Origin of the sequence: Afipia felis ATCC 53690 (assembly GCF_000314735.2) — a bacterium.
In the GTDB taxonomy this organism is placed as follows: Bacteria; Pseudomonadota; Alphaproteobacteria; order Rhizobiales; family Xanthobacteraceae; genus Afipia; species Afipia felis.
The window spans coordinates 3673468-3696638 of record NZ_KB375270.1; the positions used below are offsets into that span (position 1 = coordinate 3673468).

Annotated in this window: 20 protein-coding genes; 12 read left to right on the forward strand and 8 right to left on the reverse strand. The window is 57.6% G+C overall.

Annotated elements, in window-relative coordinates; translation table 11 throughout:
• A complete protein-coding gene (locus HMPREF9697_RS17555) occupies positions 1-723 on the forward strand; it encodes a Crp/Fnr family transcriptional regulator (RefSeq protein WP_040308009.1) in 723 nt (240 codons plus the stop codon).
• Positions 724-901: 178 nt separating this feature from the next.
• The gene (locus tag HMPREF9697_RS17560) at positions 902-2083 is read left to right on the forward strand and encodes an NnrS family protein (protein WP_002718590.1); all 1182 of its coding nucleotides are present in this window, start codon (positions 902-904) and stop codon (positions 2081-2083) included.
• 18 nt (positions 2084-2101) lie between these two features.
• Here the strand turns inward: HMPREF9697_RS17560 and HMPREF9697_RS20205 are convergent, their stop codons facing one another.
• Entirely contained in the window at positions 2102-2911 is an 810-nt protein-coding gene (locus HMPREF9697_RS20205; RefSeq protein WP_002718591.1) for a GntR family transcriptional regulator, read from the reverse strand.
• A 177-nt stretch (positions 2912-3088) separates the two neighbouring features.
• On the opposite strand from HMPREF9697_RS20205, the gene dctP reads away from it, so the two are divergent.
• From dctP to HMPREF9697_RS17590, 5 genes are read left to right on the forward strand one after another with little or no spacing between them, the layout of a single operon-like run.
• Complete coding sequence (dctP, locus tag HMPREF9697_RS17570; protein ID WP_002718592.1) at positions 3089-4084, forward strand: TRAP transporter substrate-binding protein DctP; 996 nt, start codon at positions 3089-3091, stop codon at positions 4082-4084.
• 48 nt (positions 4085-4132) lie between these two features.
• The gene (locus HMPREF9697_RS17575) at positions 4133-4618 is read left to right on the forward strand and encodes a TRAP transporter small permease subunit (RefSeq protein WP_002718593.1); all 486 of its coding nucleotides are present in this window, start codon (positions 4133-4135) and stop codon (positions 4616-4618) included.
• Between the two features lie 3 nt (positions 4619-4621).
• On the forward strand, positions 4622-5896 hold the full coding sequence (locus HMPREF9697_RS17580; protein WP_002718594.1) for a TRAP transporter large permease: 1275 nt from the start codon (positions 4622-4624) through the stop codon (positions 5894-5896).
• A complete protein-coding gene (locus HMPREF9697_RS17585; RefSeq protein ID WP_002718595.1) occupies positions 5893-7140 on the forward strand; it encodes an aconitase X in 1248 nt (415 codons plus the stop codon). Before HMPREF9697_RS17580 ends, HMPREF9697_RS17585 begins: the two co-directional genes overlap by 4 nt.
• Positions 7137-7550: an aconitase X swivel domain-containing protein gene (locus HMPREF9697_RS17590; protein WP_002718596.1), complete on the forward strand. Its 414-nt coding sequence runs from the start codon at positions 7137-7139 to the stop codon at positions 7548-7550. Before HMPREF9697_RS17585 ends, HMPREF9697_RS17590 begins: the two co-directional genes overlap by 4 nt.
• Positions 7551-7725: 175 nt before the next feature.
• Here the strand turns inward: HMPREF9697_RS17590 and HMPREF9697_RS20610 are convergent, their stop codons facing one another.
• Positions 7726-8046, reverse strand: a complete 321-nt coding sequence (locus HMPREF9697_RS20610; RefSeq protein ID WP_002718597.1) for a hypothetical protein — start codon at positions 8044-8046, stop codon at positions 7726-7728.
• Positions 8047-8137: 91 nt separating this feature from the next.
• Positions 8138-9898 (reverse strand): ABC transporter ATP-binding protein, encoded by a 1761-nt coding sequence (locus tag HMPREF9697_RS17605; protein ID WP_002718598.1) that lies wholly within the window; start codon positions 9896-9898, stop codon positions 8138-8140.
• Positions 9899-10060: 162 nt separating this feature from the next.
• On the opposite strand from HMPREF9697_RS17605, the gene HMPREF9697_RS17610 reads away from it, so the two are divergent.
• Positions 10061-11125, forward strand: a complete 1065-nt coding sequence (locus HMPREF9697_RS17610; protein ID WP_002718599.1) for a glycosyltransferase family 4 protein — start codon at positions 10061-10063, stop codon at positions 11123-11125.
• A 5-nt stretch (positions 11126-11130) separates the two neighbouring features.
• Here HMPREF9697_RS17610 and HMPREF9697_RS17615 read toward each other — a convergent pair whose 3' ends face one another.
• Both HMPREF9697_RS17615 and HMPREF9697_RS20615 read right to left on the reverse strand, forming a co-directional pair.
• Positions 11131-12387 carry an MFS transporter gene (locus HMPREF9697_RS17615; RefSeq protein WP_002718600.1) on the reverse strand — a complete coding sequence of 419 codons (1257 nt, stop codon included), beginning with the start codon at positions 12385-12387 and terminating at the stop codon, positions 11131-11133.
• A gap of 18 nt (positions 12388-12405) precedes the next feature.
• On the reverse strand, positions 12406-13023 hold the full coding sequence (locus HMPREF9697_RS20615) for a PRC-barrel domain-containing protein (RefSeq protein WP_002718601.1): 618 nt from the start codon (positions 13021-13023) through the stop codon (positions 12406-12408).
• Between the two features lie 128 nt (positions 13024-13151).
• On the opposite strand from HMPREF9697_RS20615, the gene HMPREF9697_RS17625 reads away from it, so the two are divergent.
• Positions 13152-15338: an amylo-alpha-1,6-glucosidase gene (locus HMPREF9697_RS17625; RefSeq protein WP_002718602.1), complete on the forward strand. Its 2187-nt coding sequence runs from the start codon at positions 13152-13154 to the stop codon at positions 15336-15338.
• Between the two features lie 55 nt (positions 15339-15393).
• Here the strand turns inward: HMPREF9697_RS17625 and HMPREF9697_RS17630 are convergent, their stop codons facing one another.
• A complete protein-coding gene (locus HMPREF9697_RS17630; RefSeq protein WP_430644712.1) occupies positions 15394-17262 on the reverse strand; it encodes a mechanosensitive ion channel domain-containing protein in 1869 nt (622 codons plus the stop codon).
• Between the two features lie 190 nt (positions 17263-17452).
• Here HMPREF9697_RS17630 and HMPREF9697_RS21745 point away from each other — a divergent pair, with 190 nt between their 5' ends.
• The gene (locus tag HMPREF9697_RS21745) at positions 17453-17812 is read left to right on the forward strand and encodes a hypothetical protein (RefSeq protein ID WP_430644713.1); all 360 of its coding nucleotides are present in this window, start codon (positions 17453-17455) and stop codon (positions 17810-17812) included.
• A 283-nt stretch (positions 17813-18095) separates the two neighbouring features.
• On the opposite strand, the gene HMPREF9697_RS17635 is transcribed toward HMPREF9697_RS21745, so the two are convergent.
• Positions 18096-19619 (reverse strand): UxaA family hydrolase, encoded by a 1524-nt coding sequence (locus tag HMPREF9697_RS17635; RefSeq protein WP_002718604.1) that lies wholly within the window; start codon positions 19617-19619, stop codon positions 18096-18098.
• Between the two features lie 193 nt (positions 19620-19812).
• Between HMPREF9697_RS17635 and HMPREF9697_RS17640 the strand changes: the two genes are divergently transcribed.
• Complete coding sequence (locus tag HMPREF9697_RS17640) at positions 19813-20685, forward strand: LysR substrate-binding domain-containing protein (RefSeq protein ID WP_002718605.1); 873 nt, start codon at positions 19813-19815, stop codon at positions 20683-20685.
• 33 nt (positions 20686-20718) lie between these two features.
• On the opposite strand, the gene HMPREF9697_RS17645 is transcribed toward HMPREF9697_RS17640, so the two are convergent.
• Positions 20719-21645: a LysR family transcriptional regulator gene (locus tag HMPREF9697_RS17645; protein WP_002718606.1), complete on the reverse strand. Its 927-nt coding sequence runs from the start codon at positions 21643-21645 to the stop codon at positions 20719-20721.
• 332 nt (positions 21646-21977) lie between these two features.
• Here HMPREF9697_RS17645 and HMPREF9697_RS17650 point away from each other — a divergent pair, with 332 nt between their 5' ends.
• Positions 21978-23171 carry an ABC transporter substrate-binding protein gene (locus HMPREF9697_RS17650; protein ID WP_002718607.1) on the forward strand — a complete coding sequence of 398 codons (1194 nt, stop codon included), beginning with the start codon at positions 21978-21980 and terminating at the stop codon, positions 23169-23171.

Sequence of the window (23171 nt, forward strand, 5' to 3'; positions counted from 1 at the left end):
ATGGCGCAATCGACCCGTTCGGAATCTTCCGGCGACTCTCATCGCCGATGCCTGCACTGCCAGGCGCGCTCACTCAGCATATGTGCCGCACTCAATGCCACCGAGCTTCATGATCTGGAAAACCTCGGTCCGGAAATCAGTTTTGCATCCAAGGATATTTTGTTCTCGGAAGATGATAAGGCGCGTAACGTATTTAATCTGACGCAGGGTGTCGCTCGACTATATAAAATCATGCCGGATGGACGACGTCAGATCGTCGGCTTCGCGTTGCCGGGAGATTTTCTGGGAGCGACACATTCTGAACGATACAATTTTTCGGCCGATGCTGTTACCCCCATTGCTGCCTGCCGATTTTCCAGAAGCAAGTTTTTACGGTTCGTCGAGGACAAACCAAACATCCTGCGTCGAATGCACGAATTCGAGACGCGGGAGCTTCATTTGGCCAGAAACCAGATGCTGCTGCTCGGAAGCAATTCGGCGGAGCAGAGAATTGCGCTGTTTCTCATCGGCTGGCGCGACCGGCTTGCGCGGTTAGGGGAAGTTCAAGAGACGATGCCGCTTCCGATGAGGAGACGGGATATCGCGGATTTTCTTGGCATGACGATTGAAACAGCCAGCCGCACGCTGAGGCGGCTTGAGCGGCAAAAGATCATTGTCATTGTCCGGAGGGGAGTTCGTTTGCTGAATCCCGCCGCGATCGAGGATCTGGCGTGGGCACGATGATGTGTTCGGATGACCTCCGCGATGAGATCGAGATGTTGATTCACGTCATCTCGATAAGCCCGCCTTTTCATTATTGCATAACGTGATCCGGCCGTTGATCGTACAGATGTAATTCTTCGTTTCCCGAAGTGTGCGGATCAGTGAGTTGCTGGAGCGCCGGTCCAGCGTAGAGTGCAAAATGACACAGCGTCCTCCGGGGTCGCGGCTCCGGGATTATCAGGGGCCCGCCATTTTATCCTTCGGGTTTCGGCCATTCTTCCTGTTAGGCGCAGTCTATGCAGGGCTCGCCATCCTGGTCTGGTTGCCGGTGTTTCTGGGCGAACTGACGTTACGAACTGCGTTCATTCCTCGCGATTGGCATGTGCATGAAATGCTGTACGGCTATCTGCCGGCAGTGATCACCGGGTTTCTGTTCACCGCGATCCCGAGCTGGACCGGACGGCTTCCGGTGCAGGGCACGCCGTTGCTTGTGCTGGTCATCGTGTGGCTGCTGGGGCGTTTTGCCGTGACATGTTCGGTCGAGATCGGCTGGCTCGCGGCCATGCTGATCGATGTTGGTTTTCTTGCGCTTATTGCCGCCGCTACCGCGCGTGAGGTTTTCGCTGGACGGAATTGGCGTAATCTCAAGGTTGTCGGGCTGGTCGTCCTTCTCCTCATCGGGAATATTGCTTTTCATCTTGAGGCACATATCTCGGGCACGGCGGATTACGGCATTCGCGTCGGGATCGCAGTCGTGGTCCTGCTCATCATGCTGATCGGCGGGCGCATCATTCCAAGTTTCACGCGTAACTGGCTGGTGCGTGAAAATCCCGGGCGTCTGCCGTCTCCCTTCGCAAGATTCGACATGGCGATTGTCATTCTGAGCGCCGCGATGCTCCTGGTGTGGGTTGTCCGTCAGGATGGTGGCCTTGTCGGCTGGTTGCTTGCAGCGGCTGGTGTTCTACACGTCATTCGTCTTGGCCGATGGGCCGGAGATCGCACATTGAAAGAGCGCCTCGTCCTGATCCTGCATGTGGGCTATGCCTTCATCCCGGCCGGTTTTCTGCTGGCGTCGGCGGCGGCCTTCGATCTTGTTCCCGCAAGTGCCGCCATCCATGCATGGATGGCAGGAGGCGCCGGGGTCATGACGTTGGCGGTGATGACGCGTGCGAGCCTTGGCCACACCGGTCAGCAACTGACTGCTTCGTTGTCCACGCAGGGGATATACATAGCTATCGTAACCGCTGCGATTGCCCGCATCGGCGCAGTCATTTTTCCGGCTTGGAGCATGCCATTGCTTTACGTTGCTGCGCTTGCGTGGGTAGCCGCATTTTTTGGGTTCGCAGTTTACTTCGGGCCGCTGCTCGTGAGACCGCGGTAGCCGCCCATCCGAACTCGCTCAGGCGTTTTTCTTCTTTGACCGTTCAGATGCGGGTTTTTGCTGAGGGCGTTTTGCCTGGACGTTGACGCTCAGTTGGTAGACTTCCGGCAGCAGGTAATGGATCGTTCGCTCAATGGCCTCACCCTTCGCGTCGTATGAAATTCGCTCGAGAGAGAGAAGAGGCGTTGTCGGCGAAACGCCGAGTCGCCCGGCGAGAATGTGATCCGGTAATGCGCTGCTGATGTTGAACGATGCGCGATAGGGCTCAACGCCAAGGCGCTCCCGCAAAATCTGATAGACGCCGAGGCAGGCGGTGTCGGCCTTGCTGATGCGCTCGCCGAGATGCGGCGGAATGGCGATTTGAAGAAAGCCGTGCGGCGTGCCGCCTGTCTCGTAAAGCCGTTCATAGAGAAGCACGCTTTGCGCCGGCGCGAAGCACTCTGGCACCTGTTTCTCGGTCCCCCAATAGAAATCGACGAGATGCGCCGTCACCTGTTCGCCTGACGCTGCAAAGGCATCCATGAACGGGCCGAGTCGGTCGATCTCATAAGTAATGTGCGGACGAGGCGGGGCGATGAAGGTCCCCTTGCCCTGTCGGCGAATGAGCAGGCCCTGATCGACGAGAGTTTGGATGGCCCGACGCACGGTGACCCGGCTCAGACCATAGGTCTGGCAGATGGCTTCCTCGGTTGGCAGTTGCTCACCCGGCGGGTGGGTCGCCAGAAATTCCGTCCGCAACCTGGCGCTGAGCTGTTCGTGCAGCGCACGCGGATCGCCGCGGCGCAAATTTGCGGCCTCGCCGGTCGCGGTCCTTGACTTGGCTTTCATAGTTGTCTCATATTGTATCTAATAGGTATTATAACGTCTTCCGATCATAAAGATAAGCCGGAAAACCGGCATCAGGAAACGCCAAATAGAGGGGAGGGAGTAGTGGGTAAAGTCCATACACGCCAGTGCAATCTGACTTCAGGATGGTTTCTCGAACTGCGCCGAAGGAGCGAGATCGTGCTCCGTTACGGGGCGCTTTCACTCGCGCTTGCTGTCAGCGCTGTCGCAAACGCTTCGGCACAGGAGAAGATCACGCTTTCGCTTGCGACCTGGGGTGCTTCCTCGCATCCGCAAGTGAAGGTCTACGCGCATGTGTTCATGGATGAAGTGAAAAAGCGCACGAACGGTCAGGTCGAGTGGAAGTTCTTCCCCGACGACACGCTCGTGAAGCAGGCTTTCGTGCCGAGCGCTGTGCCCGGTGGTCAGGTCGACATTTCGCTTACGACACTCGACAGCTGGGCCGGCCGGATTCCGCAGGTTTCGATTGCTGCAAGTCCGCTCTGGACGCTGACGATGGAAGACAGCCAGAAGGCGCTCGCGCCGGGCCAGCCGTTGTTTGTCTATTTCGACAAGCTCATGGCGAAGCAGAACACCAAGCTTCTTGCCCTGTTCGATATCGGTGCGCCGGCGTTCTTCTGTAAGTTTGCGTGCCTGCTGCCCGAGTCGATGAAAGGGCACACGATGCGCGGCTATTCGAAGGGCGCGTCGGAAAGCATGAAAGCGGTCGGAATCGCGCCGGTCACGATGGGCGTTGCCGACGTCTACTCCGCCCTGCAGCGTGGTGCGATCGACGGTGCACTCGGCGGTTTGCAAGGCGCTTACGGCTTGAAGCATTTCGAGGTCACGGATCATGTACTCGGCAGCGGCGGCATGCTTGGTGCGCTCGTGAATGGCTTCCTCATGAACAAATCGCGCTTCGAAAAACTGCCCGCGAACGTACAGAAAGCCCTCCTCGAAGCGAATGTTGTTGCAAGCGAAGCCAACAACAAGGAGCTCGATCGCAGCTACAAGGCCTATCTCGCCGACCTCAAGGCAAAAGGTTTGACGGTCAATGTCCTCACGCCTGGCACGCCTGAATGGAAGGCGTGGTCCGACGCGTTGAAAGAACATCGCGAGGATCTCACGAAGAAATTCCCCCCTGAACTCGTTGCGATGATGAAGTCTGGAAGCTGACACAGGCGGAGAGGGGCAATGCCCCTCTCATGAGGGGAGGAAAACGCCATGTTACTTCAGATGATCGATTTCGCGACGCGCACTCTGACGGTGATAAGTGCTGCCATCATCGGTGTGCTTGCTTTTCTTGTTTCGTTCGATGCGATTACCCGCACGTTGCGCATACCCTCAATTTGGGTATTCGACGTATCGCTTTATCTGCTGATCGCGGCCGGATTTCTCGGCAGCGCCTACGCATTGCGCTCCGGTTCGCATTTTCGGATGGTGATATTCGCCGATATGCTTGGGCCAGCCGGTCGCCGCTGGGCGGATCGTATCGCATATTTTGCAACATTCGCTTTTGCGGTGATGATGACGTGGCTGACCGCCGGTTACGTCCTCGACAATTATAACGCGGGATACACGTCCGGTACGATTCTGGACGCACCGCTTTGGATCCCGCAATCCGTCATGCCGATCGGTGCTTTTGTGCTGGCGCTCGAAGCGCTCAGCTCGCTCATCCGTGACGATTATCCTAGTGTAGTCGAGGGCTGAGCGATGGCGACAGGAATTCTCATCGTTCTTCTTTTTCTTTTGCTGATGGCCATGAGCCTGCCGGTTTTCGTGGCGATGGCTCTCGCGGGATTTGCAGGCTTTGTCCTGGCTCATGGCTGGACGACCGCGCTCTACGGCTTCACCGAGACGGTATGGCAGTCCACCCACGTATACGAATTGATCGCCATCCCGCTCTTCATTCTGACCGGCACGATCATGCAGCAGAGCGGGGCGGGCCGCGATCTCTATCTGGTCGTCAACGCTTTCGCCGGTCGCGTGCGCAATGCCTCGGGCATCGCCACGATCATTGCTTGCGGCATATTCGCGGCTATTTGCGGTTCGTCGATCGCCACGGCGGCGACGGTCGGCTATGTCGCCATTCCGGCGCTCAAGGAAGCCGGTTACGGTGATACGCGAGCCGGCGGCTTTGTCGCGGCGGGTGGAACGCTCGGGATTCTCATTCCGCCGTCCATCCCGATGATCCTTTACGGCATCATCACCGATACCTCGATCGGGCAATTGTTCATTGCCGGCGTCATTCCCGGCATTCTGATGATGATCGTGTTCGCGATCTATGCCTGGCGCTCGCATCCGCAGATCGAATCTGTCCCAGTTGCGAAAGGTCAGCATTGGGTGCTGCTTCGGCGCAGCATCGGCGTCATTCTGCTGCCGCCAGTGATCATCGGAGCAATTTACCTCGGCGTGTTTACGCCGACCGAGGTTGGTGCGCTTGCGGTGCTCTACGTGCTTGCACTCGGGATGCTGCAAAGCAGGTTGACCTTCGATAACACCTGGCGCGCCGTGCTCAGCGCCACACGAACCAGCGTCATGCTGCTGATGTTGATCATCTTCGGTCAGTATTTCGCGCATTACCTGACTTACGAAGAAGTGCCGCAGACCATTGCGAAGGCGATTGCGGGTGTTCCCGGCGGTCATTTCGTGACGCTCTCCCTCGTCGTGCTGGGTTATCTCGTGATGGGGATGTTTCTGGAATCAGCGGCGATGCTGCTGATCTCGGTGCCGATTTTCTTCCCCGTCGCGATGCATCTCGGCATGCATCCGCTGACCTTCGGTATATTTGCGGTGATGGCGATGGAAATCGCGCAAATCTCGCCGCCGGTCGGAATCAATCTTTTCACCATCCACGGCATCAGCCGCATTCCGCTCGAAAAGCTGGCGCGCGGTGTGATGCCGTTCATCCTGACGCAGATCGTCTTTCTCTACCTTGTCTACTACCTGCCGGAGATCGTCCTCTGGCTACCGGAGCGTATGAAATGAAGTTGACGGACTACGAACAGTCGCTGCTTGCTGGCGAAGCGGGCCCATTGCGTCAATGGGCCATGGATCACCAACTCAAGGTCGGCCGTTATCTTGGTGCCAAGGATATGGTGCCCGTACTGCAGGCGCATGTGATGGCCGATACTGAATCTCTCGGCAAGGCCGGCGTCGAGTGGCTCGAGGGCTGGGCGAAATTGCCTGAAAAGGAGCGGCTCGTCTGTATTCCGACCATCACGGACCCGCGCGGTACGGACTTCGCCGCGGCGAATCGCCTGAAGCAGCAATCGTGGATGGTCGATCTCGAACGTCGTGCGATCGACGCCTTTCAATCGCTCGGCGTGTTGATGACGGATACCTGCATCAATTATCAGACGATCATGCCGCCGGTTCGCGGAGAGCACGTCGCTTATGGCGATACGGGCGTCGTGATCTATTCCAACAGCGTTTGCGGCGCGCGCTCGAATTTCGAGGGCGGCCCGTCGGCCCTGAGTGCCGGATTGACCGGGCGGACGCCGCGTTATGGTTTCCATCTCGACCAGCATCGCCAGGCGACATTGGTGGTCAATGTCAACTGGACGCCGCGCGAACTCAACGAGTGGGGCGCGCTGGGCGCCTACATTGGCAGGCTCGCGGGCGACTATTGGCAGGTGCCGGCGGTTGTCGGCATCGATCACTCGCCGACCTCCGACGAGATGAAGCACTTTGGCGCGGCGATGGCGAGCTTCGGCTCGGTCGCGCTGTTTCACATCGTTGGGGTGACGCCCGAGGCGCCGACGCTCAAGGATGTCGCGCCGAATGCTGCATCGCTGCGCACTTATAATGTCACCGAAGCCGATGTGCGTGGCCTGCAGGCGTCTTACGGCGGAGCGATCGACAAGGTTGATATCGTGGTGTTCTCCGCACCGCAGCTTAGCCTCGTGGAACTGCGGCAGATTGCGATCCTGCTTGAGGGGCGCAAGACGAAAATCCCGACGCTCGCCATCACGAGCCCGCAGGTGAAGCCGGATGCTGACCGCATGGGTATCACCGCGAAGATCGAAGCCTCCGGCGCCAGCGTGTTGTCCGGCATGTGCTTCTACCAGAGTTACGCAAGAGAAATGGCGGAATCCAACGGCTGGAAGAGGCTGGCGACGAACTCCGCCAAGCTCACCAACATTCTCGGCGGTTACGGTTATACGCCCGCGCTGCTCTCGATGGAAAAATGCATTGATGTCGCGTGCGACGGCGGAAGGTTGAGCAAATGAGTGATCAGATTTTTTACGCAAAATCAGGAATGGGCCAGAAGATCGTAGGCCAGGCATTGGTCGCCAAGGACGGTTTTTCCGCGCGATATGATCTCGATCGGATCAAAGGTGTCTTCTCCAGGCCGGAACACAAGCTGGCAGGCGAGAATTACAATGGTCGGATCCTCATTCTCGATGCTGCCAAGGGCGGTGTCGCGACCGCGTGGATGCTCTACGAGATGGCATCGCGTAAAATCATTCCGGCGGCGCTTGTTCTGAACGCCGTGAATCCGATCATGGTGCAGGGTGCTGCGCTCGCGGGCGTGACGCTGCTTTCCGGATTCGATGTCGACATCACGCGCTCCATTGCAAACGGCGCGAAGGTTGAGATCGAGCCTGGCGGCGATCAGCCGTTTATTCGGGTGGTTTAACGAAGGCTTCTTGTGACGAGCGTCAGGCCGGGTCTTTCTCTGGCTGGCTCGGCGGTCGCCCAATTTTTGTGGTCAGTGCTGGATTGAAACGCCGGCTGCATGTTGCAGCCGGCGTTTCGCTTAGGAGTACACCGCGATAGGGTCAGCGAGGTTGTTGACGGTCAATCTTGCTTCCTTACCAGTGCCGGTAATACCCATAGTGGCGTCGATAATAGCGGGGCCCGCCATAGTAGGCGTACGGTCCGCCGTAATAGGCGGGGCCGTAACCGTAATACGCGGGACCGTAACCGCCATAGTAAGCCGGACCGTAACCATACCCGTAAGGACCGTAGGCGCCGTAAGCCCCCGCAGCCAACGCACCGGCTGCAAGGCCAAAACCAATGCCCGGGCCCCAACCCCAACCGCCTCGGTGCCAGCCACGTGCTTCTGCGGAGCCTATCGTAAGTGCTGAGGCAACCAGTGCGATGGCGACACCTGTTAATGCTGCCTTTTTCATGGATGCTCCTTTCGGTAGAGCATTGAAAACGGGCAAGACGCCATTTTGTTTCGCAAGTATCCGCTGATGGGAACCGGTGTGGGGGGGCATCTCATGCTGCCGCATAGGTCGTCAGAGCAAGGCGTTCCTTCTTCATCAGGTGGCTGAAATGCCCGTTCTGTTTCATAAGCTGTTGTGGGGACCCATCCTCGAGGATCGTGCCGGCATCGATCACGACAATTCGATCAAACTGCCGCAGCGTCGATATCCGATGGGCAATGGCGATGACGGTTCGTCCATCCATCAATCTATTCAGAGCCTCGCGGATTGCTTCTTCCGAATCTGCGTCGAGAGCGGATGTCGCCTCATCAAGCAGCAGGATCGGCGCATTCTTCAGAAAAGCGCGCGCGATTGAAATGCGCTGACGCTGGCCGCCGGAGAGAAGGAGTCCGCGGTCGCCGACAATCGTGTTCAATCCATCAGGCAAGGCTTCGATGAAGGAACTGCATCGCGCATCCATTGCCGCACGCCAGACCTCCTCGTTTGTCGCGTCCGGACGGCCGTAGCGAATGTTTTCCAGCAGCGAGCGGTTGAACAGGGCGGTGTCCTGCGGCACCGTCGCAATCGCATTCCACAAGCTGTCCTGTTTGATTTTGTCGATAGGATGCCCTTCGATCAGAATCTGACCGCTGTCGACGTCGTAAAATCTATGTAGCAGGGAAAACAAGGTTGATTTGCCGCCACCCGACGGGCCGACAAGTCCGAGCCGCTGTCCGCACGGCACGTGAAGGCTGAATTGGCGGAAAACCTGATTTCCCTTCGAGTAGGCGAAGTCGACCTTGTCAAAAGCAATATCGGACCCGCGCGGGACGATCGATATGGCTTCGGGATGGTCCGACAATTGATGAGGAACGAGCAGCGTGGAGATCGCCTCGGACAGCCGGGCGAAATGCTGTGTGATATCGACCAGTGCAACCGCAAGATCGCGGGTGGCGCTCAAGACCGATATTCCGAGCGTGCTAACCATGACCACGTCGCCAGCGCTCGCCTTTCCCTGTTGCCAAAGGAGAATGGCCCAAGCGAGCAGACAAAGCGTGAAGGTTACGGTGACGACGGCGTGGCCGAGGCGGAGCCGCTCGAGGTAAAGAAGGCTTTTGCGACGCGCGCTGAGTTCGTGCTGAATGGTTTGATCGAACCGGCTGTGCTCGCGCCCGACAGCGCTGAAGGCTTTGACGAGCCCCATATTCCCGACAACGTCGATCATTTCGCCGTCCACTGTCGAAGCCTTGCTGGCGAAATCGTGATGCAGCGGCTTTCCGCGCGACGCGATGCGAAACATGATGAAGACAACGATGGATGCTGTCAGAAGCAAGGCGCCGGCCATGTGCAGATTGACGCTCGCGAGATAGATCATCGCTCCAATTGAAGCGAGGCATGGTGGAAGCACGTTGTAAACGAACATGCTTTCGATCGTGAAAGTTGCGTTCGATGTCGCAGTGATGCGGCTTGTCAGTACGCCGGGTAGTCGATCGGAAAAGAAGCTGTGCGAATGCAAAGTAAGGTGGCGAAACAGATCCCTGCGAACGTCGCCGGTTACCTGAACGAACGTAAAGCTCGCAATCCAGCTCGCCAATCGCCAGAAAAGATTATCGGCCGCGATGAATCCGACGAGGACAAGAAATGGCTGCCAAGGCGGCCGTCCGTTCGATGTCAGCGCATCGACTAGAATCTTGAGGCCGTATTGTGTGCTCACGGAGCAGGCAACGGCTGCGAAGACGGAAGCCAAAATTGCGGCATGCGCAAAAGGGCGAGCGAACACGTAATGCAGCAGATAGGCAAAGGGCTTCTCTCGCCAGCTACAAATATTCTTCATTCGAGTTCCATTGAGGTAAGTATCGGCGGCCATTGCTAACGCATCAATTCAGGAGATGTTGCGACACGGAACAAATTTGATCGTTGCACGCTTTGAACACGGTATCGACGAAAACATCCGATTTCGTGACGGCTGATCAGTTCAGAGAGAAGGAGAATGAACGTGCGCATCGCTCAAATTGCTCCGCTTACAGAAGCCGTGCCCCCAAAATTGTATGGCGGAACAGAGCGAGTCATCTCCTGGTTGACTGAAGAGCTGGTCGAAATGGGACACGATGTAACGCTGTTCGCGAGCGGCGATTCCATCACTCAAGCAAAATTGAACGCGATGTGGCCGAAGGCGCTCCGGCTTGATGGATCGGTACGCGATCCAAATGCTCTTCACATTTCGATGATCGAAGAAGTCTGCCGGCAGGCAGCAAACTTCGATGTGTTGCATTTCCATCTCGATTATTATCCCTTCTCAGTGATGTCGCGGCAATCGGTTCCATTTGTGACGACTCTTCATGGTCGTCTCGACCTTCCAGAGCACCAGCCGGTATTCGAACGATTTTCCAAGGTTCCGGTGGTTTCGATTTCCAACTCGCAAAGACGCCCTATCCATCAGGCGAACTGGATCGGTACCGTTCATCATGGGCTCCCGATCAACCTACTGAAGCCTCAGTCGACAAAGCCGGGCTACCTCGCATTTCTTGGACGCATTTCATGCGAGAAACGTGTCGATCGTGCGATCCGGATCGCGGCGCATTGCGGTTTGCCACTGAAAATTGCGGCCAAGGTCGACCCCGCGGACGAGGATTATTTCAACGATGAAATTCGCTCGTTAATTGAATTGCCCCATGTCGAATACATTGGGGAAATATCGGATCATGAAAAGCCGGAGTTCCTGAGCGGCGCCATGGCACTGCTTGTGCCGATCGACTGGCCGGAGCCGTTCGGGCTGGTGATGATCGAGGCGATGGCATGCGGTACGCCGGTCATTGCCTATAATCGCGGCTCGGTATCTGAAATCGTCGAAGACGGAGTGACAGGATTCATCGTTGAGGATGAATTGAGTGCCGCCGGTGCCATCAATAATCTCACAAAGCTTTCAAGGTCCGCAATTCGTGGACGATTTGAAGAGCGGTTCACGTCTCGACGAATGGCGGAAGATTACCTTGCGATCTATAAAAGGCTGGCATCCGCGGCTGATCGCACAACTTTCAAACCGCAGCTGGTTGCGGGCTGATTCCGTCAAGCCTCATCCTGGTCGCTTTTCGTTTCGGGCATTGCGATCCATACGATCAGCAGTCCTGAGGCAGCGATTGCGCTCAGGCTGATGAGGGCATCCATCGTGTTGAACCGATCGGCGAGGAAGCCTGCCAATGTTGTGCTGAGGGAGGCGCCAAGCCCCATCGCGCACCCGACGAAACCCTGAACCAGATTGAAACGACCTGTCCGGCGCGTCAGATCGGCGATGGTAAGGGGGACAAGAACGCCGAGAACCGCGGCAGAAATACCGTCCAGTGCCTGAAGAAGGACAACAGTCGCCTGACTGCTGCTTAAAGCTGTCAGGAGAATGCGAACGAAAAGCGCACCGAAGCCAAGTATCAGGAAGGTCCGGCGCCCGAACCGCTCGGTCAAGCGTCCAACCACAGGCGAGATAATGGTAACGGTGAACTGCGGAAGGATCATTGCCAAGGCGATGAGAAATGTTGCGGTCGTACTTGATCGCGCCGTGAAATTGCTCGCCACGAGAGGGAGCACGCCGGCGTTCGCCAAATGAAACAAGAACACGCAAGATGCGAATAGGAAGATCGGGCGGTGCGCACTCGCGAACCGCATGATCTCGGTCAGGCTTGATAAATCCTGACGATCGCCGCCATGGGATCGCTTTGTATCGATATGACTTTCTTTGATCTGCAGGAGTGCGAAAAGAGCGGGCAGTGCCAGCAAGGCCGTGACGATGAAGACGGATTGGTTGGAGATATAGTAGCCGCACAACCCCATCACGGCAGCCGCGATACCTGTCCCGGCCGAAGCGAAAGCGGCGTTGCGGCCAAAGCGCTGTCCGACGGCATCTGGACGTGTGATGCCGAGAGAAATGGCCGCAATCGCGGGGCCCAGGATGCAGCTGGCGCCGGCCTGGAGCACCCGTGATGTGTAGACGCCGAGGTGAGAGGGCCAGAGCGCGAGGATCAGGGCGCTCAATCCGACAAGGCACACCGATATGGCGGCGGCTCGCCGTGGCGATGGAAGCGCATCAAGCAGGGCCCCGGCGGGAATCTGTCCAAATAGGGAAATGAGGCCGCCAACAGTGAGCACGAGCCCGATGTCGATCTGCGTCCATTTATGCGCCGTCAGATAAACCGCGATAAATGGCCCGAAGCCGGTCTGGACGTCTGCAACGAAGAAAACAAACCAATCAAGGCCGCGCAGGCTGCGTCGCCGATCTGCCGTCAGATCGGAAGACCGGTCTTCTTTGACAAATCGGCGGTCTTGGTCATCCATCGCATTCGCCGGTCCCGCTCATTTCGCCGGAGTTTCGGGAGATGCGGCTTGAGCCGGTGGATTCGCGGGAGCAGAGGCGGCGGATGTATCCGCTGGCGCGGGCGTGCTGGCGGGTGGGTGAAGCAGGACAACCTGTTCGCCGGCTTTGTAGGCAGGTGCTGCCTTGAGCTGATCTTTCGTGAAATCAACAATCAAAACATTGGACTTGTTTTGTTGGGAAAAGCGCAGCGCTTTCCACGCGACTGCGATTTGACGACTGCCCACTCCCAGAAAGCCGCCGAAATCGATCACTGCGCCTCGGACGGTTACGGATCGATCGACGATGATGTCCACAATGCGCCCCATGCTTTCGCCCGTGGGACTTTTGACTTCTTTGCCAAGGATGCTCTCGATTTTGTCGGTTGCCATCACCGTGGCCGGTACACCGATAGTGCTGTGCTCGCTGTCGTTTGGAAGGTTTGGAGCAGGAGCAGGAACGGGCGCAGGAGCAGGATTTTGACTGCTGCCCGGACGCGAATTTTGCTCAGCGCCCGGGGACGATTGCTGAGCCTGCGCGAAAGCAGGATATGCGGCAGTGAGCCCCAAAGCTGTCACACCGATGTGGACGTATAACTTGACGATTTTCGATCGCTGCATGCAGCCTCGCAATGCAATCCAAGGATGGTGTGAAGCTAATGCTGAAGCTGCTCGAGTGTTCCTTTTTCTCGATTTGATGGAACTTCGCCGTTCGCCCCGACGTTTCGCAAAAAAGCCGGGATATATCGATGACAACTCTGAAATTCCCGCGGCAGATCGGTCCGCCGCACGAGGCTCCTTTCTATATTGTGGCGAAAGGTTCTCCGACACGGCCTCGGTATCGGCTCAAGCACAACGATACATTCGCCGTCGTCGACAATCATGGAGATATCGGCGCATCATCCGGCGATCCGGACGGTGTTTTCAATAACGATACCCGGTTCCTGTCCCGCCTCGAGCTGCGGCTCAACGGCCACGAAACACTCCTGCTCGGTGCCGGAGTTCGCGACGATAATCTGACGATGACGGCGCACCTGACAAATCCGGATATATTTTCCGGCCAGACGTTGATGCTGGCGAAAGACTCAATCCATATCGCCCGAACATGCTTTGTGTGGAATGAAGCGTTTCATTCTCGCATTGCCATTCGCAACTTCGGATGTCGGGCCGTTGACCTCGAGATCGATATTCTGTTTGCAAACGATTTTGCGGATATTTTTGAAGTGCGCGGCATGCAGCGCCAGCAGCGCGGCCGTAGCGTGGTGCCGGAATCGGATGGATCGCGTGTTATACTTTCTTATGTCGGATTGGACGAGGTCCTCTATCGCAGCATCTTGAATTTCATGCCGCAGCCGACCGAATTTCGGCCAGGGTATGCAACGTATCGCGTCCGTCTCGAGCCCGGCGAACGTACCTCGATCTTCATTTCCACGGTGGTGGGCGAAGAAAGCCGCGTCGGTCAGCCGACGTTCTTTCAAGGCTTTAAAGCGGCACTGCGCCGAAACCGCCAGGACCGCCGTGGTGGCATCGGCATCGGAACGTCGAGCGACATTTTCAATCAGATTGTCGCTCGCTCGATTTCGGATCTCAGGTCTCTCATGACTGAAACGCCCGAGGGCGAATATCCATATGCCGGTATTCCCTGGTATTCGACAACATTTGGGCGCGACGGGCTGATCACTGCACTACAGTTGCTGTGGTGTATGCCGTCGGTCGCGAGAGGAACATTGCGCCGGTTGGCGGCGCTTCAGGCTACGGAATACGACCCGACCAATGACGCCGAGCCGGGGAAGATTATCCACGAAATGCGGGGAGGCGAAATGGCGCGTCTTCGCGAAGTGCCATTTGCGCGATACTACGGCAGCGTGGATGCCACTCCGTTGTTCGTCTTGCTCGCCGGTGATTATCTCGCGCGAACCTCGGATATCTCGTTATTGAAGGAGCTTTGGCCGAACATCAAGGCGGCGCTCGGCTGGATTGACGAGCATTCGCGAGATGACCCGCACGGTCTTTTGCGTCATTCGCGAAACAATGAAGGGGGGCTCGCCAATCAGGGATGGAAGGATTCTTATGACTCGGTATTTCACGCCGACGGAAGGTTGGCGGAAGGATCAATCGCCCTGATAGAAGTTCAAGCCTATGTAGTCGCGGCGAAGCGTTCGATCGCTGAAGCTGCTTCTCGTCTTGATGGGGAAGCGGCGGGACAGCGACTCCGCAACGAAGCGGAGCAGTTGATATCGAAAATCGACCAGCTTTACTGGTCGGATCGGATCGGCAATTACGGGATTGCGCTCGACGGGGCCGAGGAGCTGTGTGAAGTGCAAACTTCCAATGTCGGGCATTTGCTTTTTGCAGGCGCAATCCCGGATGAAAAAGCGCGTCAGGTTGCGTCCACGTTGATGTCATCGAAATTTCTGTCGGGGTGGGGCGTTCGGACGGTCGCCGATGGTGAGGTCCGTTACAATCCAATGTCGTATCACAATGGATCAATCTGGCCGCACGACAATGCGCTTTTTGGGATGGGTCTTGATCGGTATGGACTAAAATTGTCCGCCGCGACATTGTTCGAAGCGATGGTGGGCGCGGCCTCGCGGATGGATTTGCAGAGGCTGCCGGAACTGTTCTGTGGGTTTCCGCGCTCGCGAGGGCAGGCCCCGACACTTTATCCTGTGGCGTGCTCTCCGCAGGCATGGGCAAGCGCCGCACCTCTCGGTCTGTTGCAAGCCTGCCTCGGCATCCGTTTCAAGCCCGAGCAAAATCGCATCATTTTTGAAAAGCCAATCTTGCCGCCTTCTCTCAATATGATTGTTTTGCAGAACCTTGAGTTGAACGACAGAACTGTCGATGTCGGTTTATTCCGAGATGGAGAGACTGTCTCGGCCAAAGTGCTGCGAAACGATGGCGGCATCGAAGTTGAAGTCCAGAAAACGTCCTAGGATTTCAGACGCACAAGATGGATCGCGCGGGGCCTCGGCCAGGGATTCCCATCGCTCAAATTTTGTAGAGCTGACCAGATTTTCCTCGTCCGCTGCCGGATGAGGTATCCGCGTTGTCATCAGTTTCAGGCGATGTAAGCTGCAAGAAAACAGTTTGATTGGAGGACGCGATCTCGATTCCCTCTTCCTGGAAACGGATTTTTACACGCCGGTTAAACTCGCGCTGCACAGGCCAGCGCCCTGAATCCGTACAGCGAATCTGTCCAACGAGAGTCGCCATCTCCCCATTGACCTTGTCCACACCCCACAATTCGAGATCGCCGCGGATCCGTGGCTTGAAATCATCCTCGCGGCGCATCTGCGCAACGATGTCCTTGAGGACTGTGCCCACTCGGTCGGTATCTTCCTTGTAAGGAACGCTGACGGACACTGCCGCATTGCCGAGACCGCGACTTGAATTGGTGATTGTGGTCACGGCGCTGAACGGCACGATATGGACGGCACCATCGTCCGCGCGAAGCCGGATGGTGCGAATGGAGACGTTCTCGACTGCGCCGGAAAGCCCGGACAGCTTAACGTAATCACCAACCTGCACAGTGCTCTCCATCAACAGGAAGAGGCCAGTGATGACGTCCTGTACCAGTTTCTGCGAGCCAAAGCCGATCGCGATGCCGATAATGCCGGCGCCTGCCAGCAGTGGAGCGACGTTGACGCCGATCTCACTCAGCGCTGTCAGCGCCACGATCGCAATGATCACGGTGAGCAGTGTGGTGCGAAGCATCGGCTGAAAAGTCCGCAGGCGCGCGGCGCGGGAAAACTGGCCATTCCGTGTCAGGGATGAGAGCTGGCGATCCATCAGGGCATTGCTTCCCTCCCAGACCATCGCGGCAATCAATGCAGCGATGGCAACGGTCACGATCGCCGAGACGACACGGCTTCCAATCTGGCCGCCATAAAACCAGACGATCGCATCAACGCCCCAGACTTCGAGCAAGGCGATGAAGCCAATCGCCGTCACGATTGCAGTAACCACACGGCGAAGCAGGGGGAGGTAGCGATTGGCCCGTGCCTCCAGTCCGGGGAAACGCTGCAGGATTTCCGGCTTGATGCGGAAGCCGCGATCGATCAATCCCAGCGTGACCATCGATACGAGCCGCATGCCCAGCAGCACGACAATGGTGCCAACGAAGTATTGCAGCAGCAGAGAATATCCATTCTGGATGTTGAGCGCCCAAATCGTCCATAGCGCCAGATCCAGTGCAATAGCCAGAATATGCCACACCTTGGCAAAGCGATTGCGGAAAATGCTCATGACGCCGACCGCCCCCGCGGGGGCCTGCAATATTTCGGCTATCGGCCGACGACACTGCAGGATGATCACAACGATAAACAGATGAACGACGAGCATCACAAGCCGGATCAAGGCCAGATAGGCTGAGTGATAAAGGCCAAGCAACAGCGCGATATTCGCCGTCACGATGCCGGTGACGCCGACAGCGACGAGGCGGCGAGACCATATCTCGATATAGGCTGCGATCTCCGCCCGGACGGGAAAGAGGCTGAGCGGCCCGAACAGAGCACGCATCACGCAGATGATTGCGCGCGCGATCAAATAGCCGTTCACCACGGCGATGATAGCCAGCCGTGCGATGCCGACGTCGCCAATATCGGTGCCAAGCAGCAGCGCGACTGTCCCGGCAAACACGACCACCGGCAAGAGTTCGAGCGCCAGTCGCCCAATCGCAAAGGGGAGGCGCAGGAGAGACTGCCAAATTCTGGTCAGGCTGCGATGCCGGCGCCGGAAGTCTGGAGCTTCGGTGCCGTCTGCGGTGGAGGAGGGGGGATCAATACGATCGAGAACGGTAACAGGTGCGCGGGCAACGAAGGGGATCCGGGCGTCAAGCCACGCCAGCGGACGGCGCAACAGCCAGACCGCGAGCCATTCGGCGGCCAGCGCGCCTCCGAATACAACGGCAAGCCTCCAGGCGATGTCGAACAGCAACTGATATGTCGTCGGATCGTTTGCGCTGTTGCGAATCCAATGCCAGAGCGCCGAAAAACGCGTCACTGATTGTGCCGCCACCGCAATTTCATGTGCCGTATCGGTGAATTGCTTGGAGATGGTCAACAGAAGCTGGGCGCCGAGACTGTCGGCGGTGAGCGGAATCGCGGGTTTGCTTTCGGCGGGCGGCGCTGGTGTCGCGTTGGCGATCGCGCGCAACGTCTCGATCATCTCCTTGCGCTTGGCATCGTCCTGCAATGTCGCGAGAGCGGCCCTGGCTTGTTCGGGCGTCAATGGGCTCGCGGCGGGGGGAGACGCATCAGCCTTACCCTGCGCGAAGGCGGATGACGGCTGGCCGCACATCAAGGCGGTTGCAATCAACAGGCAAACAAAAGCGACGTGCCGCAACGATTTCAGTGCCAATGGTTTTCCTTTGAGGATCAAGAATCTCTCCCCTTTTTCGCCTCTTTGATGTGTCAAAAGTTTGCTTCCGGGACGACGATGTATTGACAATTTGCTTCCGTGATTTCTGCGCTGATCAAAATCGGCGCGGAATTCCGGCTCCCACAAGGGTTCCGTCGGCTTGGTAACGTGACGAAATATCGAGGGGCGCAATAATGGCGTTCCCAGATCCACGGGGCGGTCACGGCTTTCGCTGATACAAAAAAAGAGCGCCGTAGGGCGCTCTTTTCAGTGACGGATATGGCGCCGCTGGCGGTAGCAGCCGCGAAGCTGCGAAAGCAGTCGGTTTCGAATTACATCTGGGCGCCGATCATCCACGGTACGAATTCTTCCTCGCCGACACCAAGCGTCTCGCTCTTGCTTTGCTCGCCTGAAGCAACGCGGATGATGGTTTCGAAAATCTCTTGTCCCTTTTCCTGCACCGTCGCGTTGCCGTCCATGATCGAGCCGCAGTTGATGTCCATGTCGTCGCGCATGCGCTCAAACATCGGCGTATTCGTTGCGATCTTAATGGAGGGCGATGGCTTGCCGCCGAAACAGGATCCGCGCCCGGTCGTAAAAGCGATCAGGTTTGCGCCGCTCGCGATTTGTCCCGTGGTGCCCATCGGGTCGTATCCCGGTGCATCCATAAAGACGAGACCGGACGCGGTCACAGGTTCGGCATAGCGATAGACATCCATCAGCGGCGTCATCCCGCTTTTAGCGACAGCACCAAGCGACTTCTCGAGAATCGTGGTCAGGCCACCCGCCTTGTTGCCGGGGGTCGGATTATTGTCGATGCTGCCACGTTCGCGCTCGGCGTAAGCCTCCCACCAGTGAATCCGCTCCACGATCTTTTCGCCGACTTCCCTGCTGATGGCGCGGCGTGTAAGAAGATGTTCGGCGCCATAGATTTCCGGTGTCTCCGATAGGATTGCCGTGCCGCCGTGGGCCACGAGCTTGTCCACGGCCACGCCAAGGGCCGGGTTGGCGGTGATTCCCGAATAGCCATCCGATCCGCCACACTGCAGAGCGACCTTCAGATGAGACAAAGGCTGCGGGGTACGTTCAGCCTTATTGGCGGCGGGGAGCATCTTCTCGATGGCCGCGATTCCCGCATCTATCGTTTTCTGGGTTCCTCCGAGTTCTTGCATGACGAGTGGGACCACGCATGCATCTGCTGCCGTGTTTCCGGAGGCGAGGAGTGGCTTCAATTGATTGGCTTCGCAGCCGAGGCCGATGATCACGGCGCCGGCAAAATTTGCGTGAGTGACGAAGCCGGCGATGGTTCGGCGAAGCTGCCTCAGGCCTTCGCCATCGTGTTCGACACAGCAGCCGAAGCTGTGTGTCACAGGAACGATGCCGTCGACATTGGGATACTCGTCGAGACGGGATGACATATTGAAGTGATGCGCGATCTTCTTGGCGACGCTCGCCGAGCAGTTCACCGTGCTGATCACGGCGATATAGTTCCGCGTCGCGACGCGTCCGTCGGGTCGCTTGATCCCCATGAAGGTCAATGCATCATCGGGCGGAGCCACGGAAACGGCGCCTTCTCCGAAAGCATAATCGCGGTCGAACGCCGCCATTGCGAGGTTGTGGGTGTGCACATGCTCGCCGGGAAGAATGGGTGTCGTTGCAAAGCCAATGATCTGCCCATAACGCCGCACCTCTTCGCCCTTCGCGACTGGGTTGAGGCCGACCTTATGCCCAGCGGGTATTTCCTGCGTGGTCGTGACGTCGGTGCCCTCAAGAAGGGTGCCAGCCGGAATCGCGCCACGTGCGATGCCGACGTTGTCGTCGAGGTGAAGTTTCAAGATGTGTCGTGAATCCGCCATCGGCGCGTCCTCCTTGGTGCTCTTGATGCTCAAGTCGATTGCGATGGAGACATCCGTGCTCGAGCCGCCGGATCGACATTTAGAGCGCTTATAATGTAGAAAAATCTCATCTACGCCGGCGGTGAGTTTTTTTGACCGCAGATGCCAGAAACATTCACGCTGCGTGCGTGGTCGGACTTTATGGAACGGGACAATGGTCAAGAGGGCTCCGCCATTGCATGTGCTCTTCGCCTTTGAAGCGGTGGCGCCGCTGTCTTCTTTTTCAAAAGCGGCCGAGGAATTGAGCGTTACGCGCAGTGCGGTAAGTCACCGCATCCAAATGCTGGAGGAGATGCTTGGCAGTCCGGTTTTCGATCGCACCCAGCGATCGTTGATGCCGACGCCGACGGGAGCGGCTTATCTGATTGCTGTCAGAAGGGCGCTTGCCGCTCTGAATGATGTGGCGGCTCAGGTTGGAGAGACCTCGCGCAAGAAGCGGATTGCGCTGACGATGCCGCCCACCATCGCCAGAATGATCGTGCTTCCCCGGCTCAGGAGTTTTCTCGACCAGTATCCGGATGTTGAAGTGTCGATCGAACTCAGTATGTCGCAGCTCGACTATAAGGTTGGTGATACCGACCTCGACATTCGTTTTGGAACGGGAAACCATGCTGGCATGGAAAGCCGGTGCCTTCTCGGCGAGCCGATTTTTGTGGTGGCGAGCCCGCGCTATGCCGAGGAGAACGGTCTGCGGGAGCCGAAAGATCTGGCGCGTGCGCAGTTTCTGCGCAGTAAACTCGAAATATGGAGACCATGGTTCGTCGCTGCCGGTCTTGATTGGGACGAGCCGCGCGCCGGGCATCGCTTTGAGGATCTTTCGCTGCTCTATCAGGCTGCTGCGAGCGGGCTCGGCGTGGCTCTTGCGCGCGCATCGTTGGCGAAGCCTTTGCTCGACGCGGGAGCGCTCGTATCACTCTTCGATGTGACGGCAGCCTCACCCTACGCTTATTACCTCGTCTATCATCAGGCCGTAGTTGAACGGCTTGAAGTCGCGAGTCTGCTGGAGCATCTGCTGGAAGGCCACTGAGTTTCGTTGCGAGGCGTCGACCACCACTTTCCCTTAATTGGATAGCAGGCGTGCTTTCCAGGTGCCGCCCTGGATCAGGTCACGCATAAGGTCGACCAGAATCTTTGCGACTGCCTCGGTGGAGAGCATGTTGATCGTCCGCTGCGACACCACGACCGAGAAACTCCAGTTCGGCGTCGGGTCCATGATCGGAACTGCGCCGAACAGGCCGGCCTTGATTTCCTGCAACATCGCGAAGTGCGGCATAATCGTCATGTAGCCGGCCTTCACCATTTCGACGATCGCGGCGAAAGAATCGCTTTCGATCACGACGCGTGGTGTAATTCCGTTGCGGGTGGCAAGGTGCTCGATGTAGTTGCGCAGAACGTGCTGTTTTCCGGGCAGCACCACCGGAATGTTCTCCAGTTCGACGAAGCCGATCGAGTTGCGAAGCAAGATCTGGTTCTTGCGGTCAGCAATCAGCATCAGGTCTTCGACGCCGACAGGATACAACGAGATGTTGGCGAATACGCGCGGGTCGTACAGCACCGCGATATCGAGTCGCGCGGTCTGCATCCACTCGTCGAGCGTTCCGGTCATGGCTTCGATCAGATGGATCGAGATGTTCGGATAGGCCACCTTCACCTTCTCGATCAGGGGTGCCGAAAGGCCGCGGCACGCGGACGTGGGAAAGCCGACGGATACCTTGCCGCTTGGATTGCGCGATTGGGTGAGAACGGTTTCCTTGGCGAAAGCAACATCCTTCAGGATCGAACGCGCATGGGCATAGAGCGTATGTCCGACTTCGGTGAGAAAAACGCCGCGCGCGTGACGATGAAACAGTTCAAGGCCGAGTTCGGCTTCGAGGTCCTTGATCTGCTGGCTGAGTGATGGTTGCGAGGTGCGCAGGATTTCGGCAGCGCGCGACAGGCTGCCGGAATCGGCGATATAGACCAGTGATCGCAACTGTCTCAGATCCATATCCAAACTCTTTCAGCGATGTATTCGCCGGTGAAGGGCGATGACTTTTGATCGGCTGCTTCATGCCAAAGGATGCTGTCATCCGCGGCTATATCACACGGTTTGGCTCCGTTACGAGCTCTTCAGGGGTGCCTCTAAGTTTTGTGTATACCAGTCCGTGCGCTGATTTTGCGCACTTTTTGTCTATTCATTGTGCAGGTGCGGGATCGTATAGGAAGCGCCTATACCTAAGATAATGATTTCGTCTTTGTGCAGGCTGACGGCTTGGTCTTGAATTTGTGCAACAGCACGATGAACGGTTCTCAAGCGAGCTGACAAAGGGGGACGATAAAATGACTCTTGCGAAATGGTCGACATCACTTCTCGCCGTCGGTGCTCTGGCCGTCATGGCTGCACCTGCACAGGCTGAACAGCAGCCTTGTATCGGCAATAGCGGACCGCTGACCGGCCCGGCTGCATTCGGCGGCGCTGCGGTGAAATACGGCGCTGAAGTCGCTATCGACGAAATCAACGAAGCCGGTGGCGTGCTCGGCAAGAAGTTGCGGCTCATTCAGTATGACGACGCCGGCGCGCCGCCGCGTGGCGTCGATAACGTGCGCCGTATCGCGCTGTCGGACAAGTGCATCGCGATTTTCGGCGGCTATCATTCGACTGTCGGCCTCGCGCAGGTCGGCCCGGTGAACGAAATCGGCATTCCGTGGATCGGCACCACCGGAGCGGGCACCAAGATCACCGAGAACGGCGGATCGCCGAATTACATGTTCCGCGTGTCCGCCAAGGACAAATGGGTCGCGCAATTCCTTGCCAACGAAGCGCTCAAGGTCTCAAAGGCCGGCAAGGTCGCCATCATGTATGAAAACACCGGCTGGGGTAACGGCGCGCTGCCTGACTTCAAGGCGGCGATGGAAGCCAAGGGCAAGACCGCCGCGGCGATCGAGACCTTCAACTGGAACGACCAGGATATGTCGGCCCAGGCGATCCGTATCCGCGACTCCGGTGCCGATACCGTCGTCACTTTCGCGCTCGATCGTGAAGGCAACCAGATCGTCCGCAGCTTCGACAAGATCGGTTACAAGCCAACGATCATCGGCGCGTGGGGCATTGCCGGCAATCTCGGCGATCTCGCGGGCCCGCTCGCCAACGGCGTGCGTGTGATGCAGACCTTCACCTGGATGGGTGAGATGAATCCGCGCACCAAGGCGGTGTGGGAGAAGATCCAGAAGAAGTTCAAGCTCAAGGATCCATCCGAACTGAAGATGGGATCTGCGACCGCGAACTCCTACGATGCGGTCTACATCCTCGCCAAGGCGATCGAGAAAGCCGGTTCCTACGACTGGAAGAAGGTGCATGACGCACTCTACACCGTGAAGTACGACGGCCTCGTCGCGAAGTATGACCCGGCCTTCGATGCTTCGAATCCGGAACGTCAGGATGCGATCTTGCCGCAGTACTACAAACTGACGGTGTGGTCGGACGGCAAGCTTCTGCCGATCGAGCAGACCGTCTACGGCAAGGCTGGCAACTAA

Coding starts and splice junctions, on each gene's coding strand:
- HMPREF9697_RS17555 (WP_040308009.1), top strand. CDS start 1: ATGGCGCAATCGACCCGTTCGGAATCTTCCGGCGACTCTCATCGCCGA.
- HMPREF9697_RS17560 (WP_002718590.1), top strand. CDS start 902: ATGACACAGCGTCCTCCGGGGTCGCGGCTCCGGGATTATCAGGGGCCC.
- HMPREF9697_RS20205 (WP_002718591.1), bottom strand. CDS start 2,911: ATGAAAGCCAAGTCAAGGACCGCGACCGGCGAGGCCGCAAATTTGCGC.
- HMPREF9697_RS17575 (WP_002718593.1), top strand. CDS start 4,133: ATGTTACTTCAGATGATCGATTTCGCGACGCGCACTCTGACGGTGATA.
- HMPREF9697_RS17580 (WP_002718594.1), top strand. CDS start 4,622: ATGGCGACAGGAATTCTCATCGTTCTTCTTTTTCTTTTGCTGATGGCC.
- HMPREF9697_RS17585 (WP_002718595.1), top strand. CDS start 5,893: ATGAAGTTGACGGACTACGAACAGTCGCTGCTTGCTGGCGAAGCGGGC.
- HMPREF9697_RS17590 (WP_002718596.1), top strand. CDS start 7,137: ATGAGTGATCAGATTTTTTACGCAAAATCAGGAATGGGCCAGAAGATC.
- HMPREF9697_RS20610 (WP_002718597.1), bottom strand. CDS start 8,046: ATGAAAAAGGCAGCATTAACAGGTGTCGCCATCGCACTGGTTGCCTCA.
- HMPREF9697_RS17605 (WP_002718598.1), bottom strand. CDS start 9,898: ATGAAGAATATTTGTAGCTGGCGAGAGAAGCCCTTTGCCTATCTGCTG.
- HMPREF9697_RS17615 (WP_002718600.1), bottom strand. CDS start 12,387: ATGGATGACCAAGACCGCCGATTTGTCAAAGAAGACCGGTCTTCCGAT.
- HMPREF9697_RS20615 (WP_002718601.1), bottom strand. CDS start 13,023: ATGCAGCGATCGAAAATCGTCAAGTTATACGTCCACATCGGTGTGACA.
- HMPREF9697_RS17625 (WP_002718602.1), top strand. CDS start 13,152: ATGACAACTCTGAAATTCCCGCGGCAGATCGGTCCGCCGCACGAGGCT.
- HMPREF9697_RS17635 (WP_002718604.1), bottom strand. CDS start 19,619: ATGGCGGATTCACGACACATCTTGAAACTTCACCTCGACGACAACGTC.
- HMPREF9697_RS17640 (WP_002718605.1), top strand. CDS start 19,813: ATGGTCAAGAGGGCTCCGCCATTGCATGTGCTCTTCGCCTTTGAAGCG.
- HMPREF9697_RS17645 (WP_002718606.1), bottom strand. CDS start 21,645: ATGGATCTGAGACAGTTGCGATCACTGGTCTATATCGCCGATTCCGGC.
- HMPREF9697_RS17650 (WP_002718607.1), top strand. CDS start 21,978: ATGACTCTTGCGAAATGGTCGACATCACTTCTCGCCGTCGGTGCTCTG.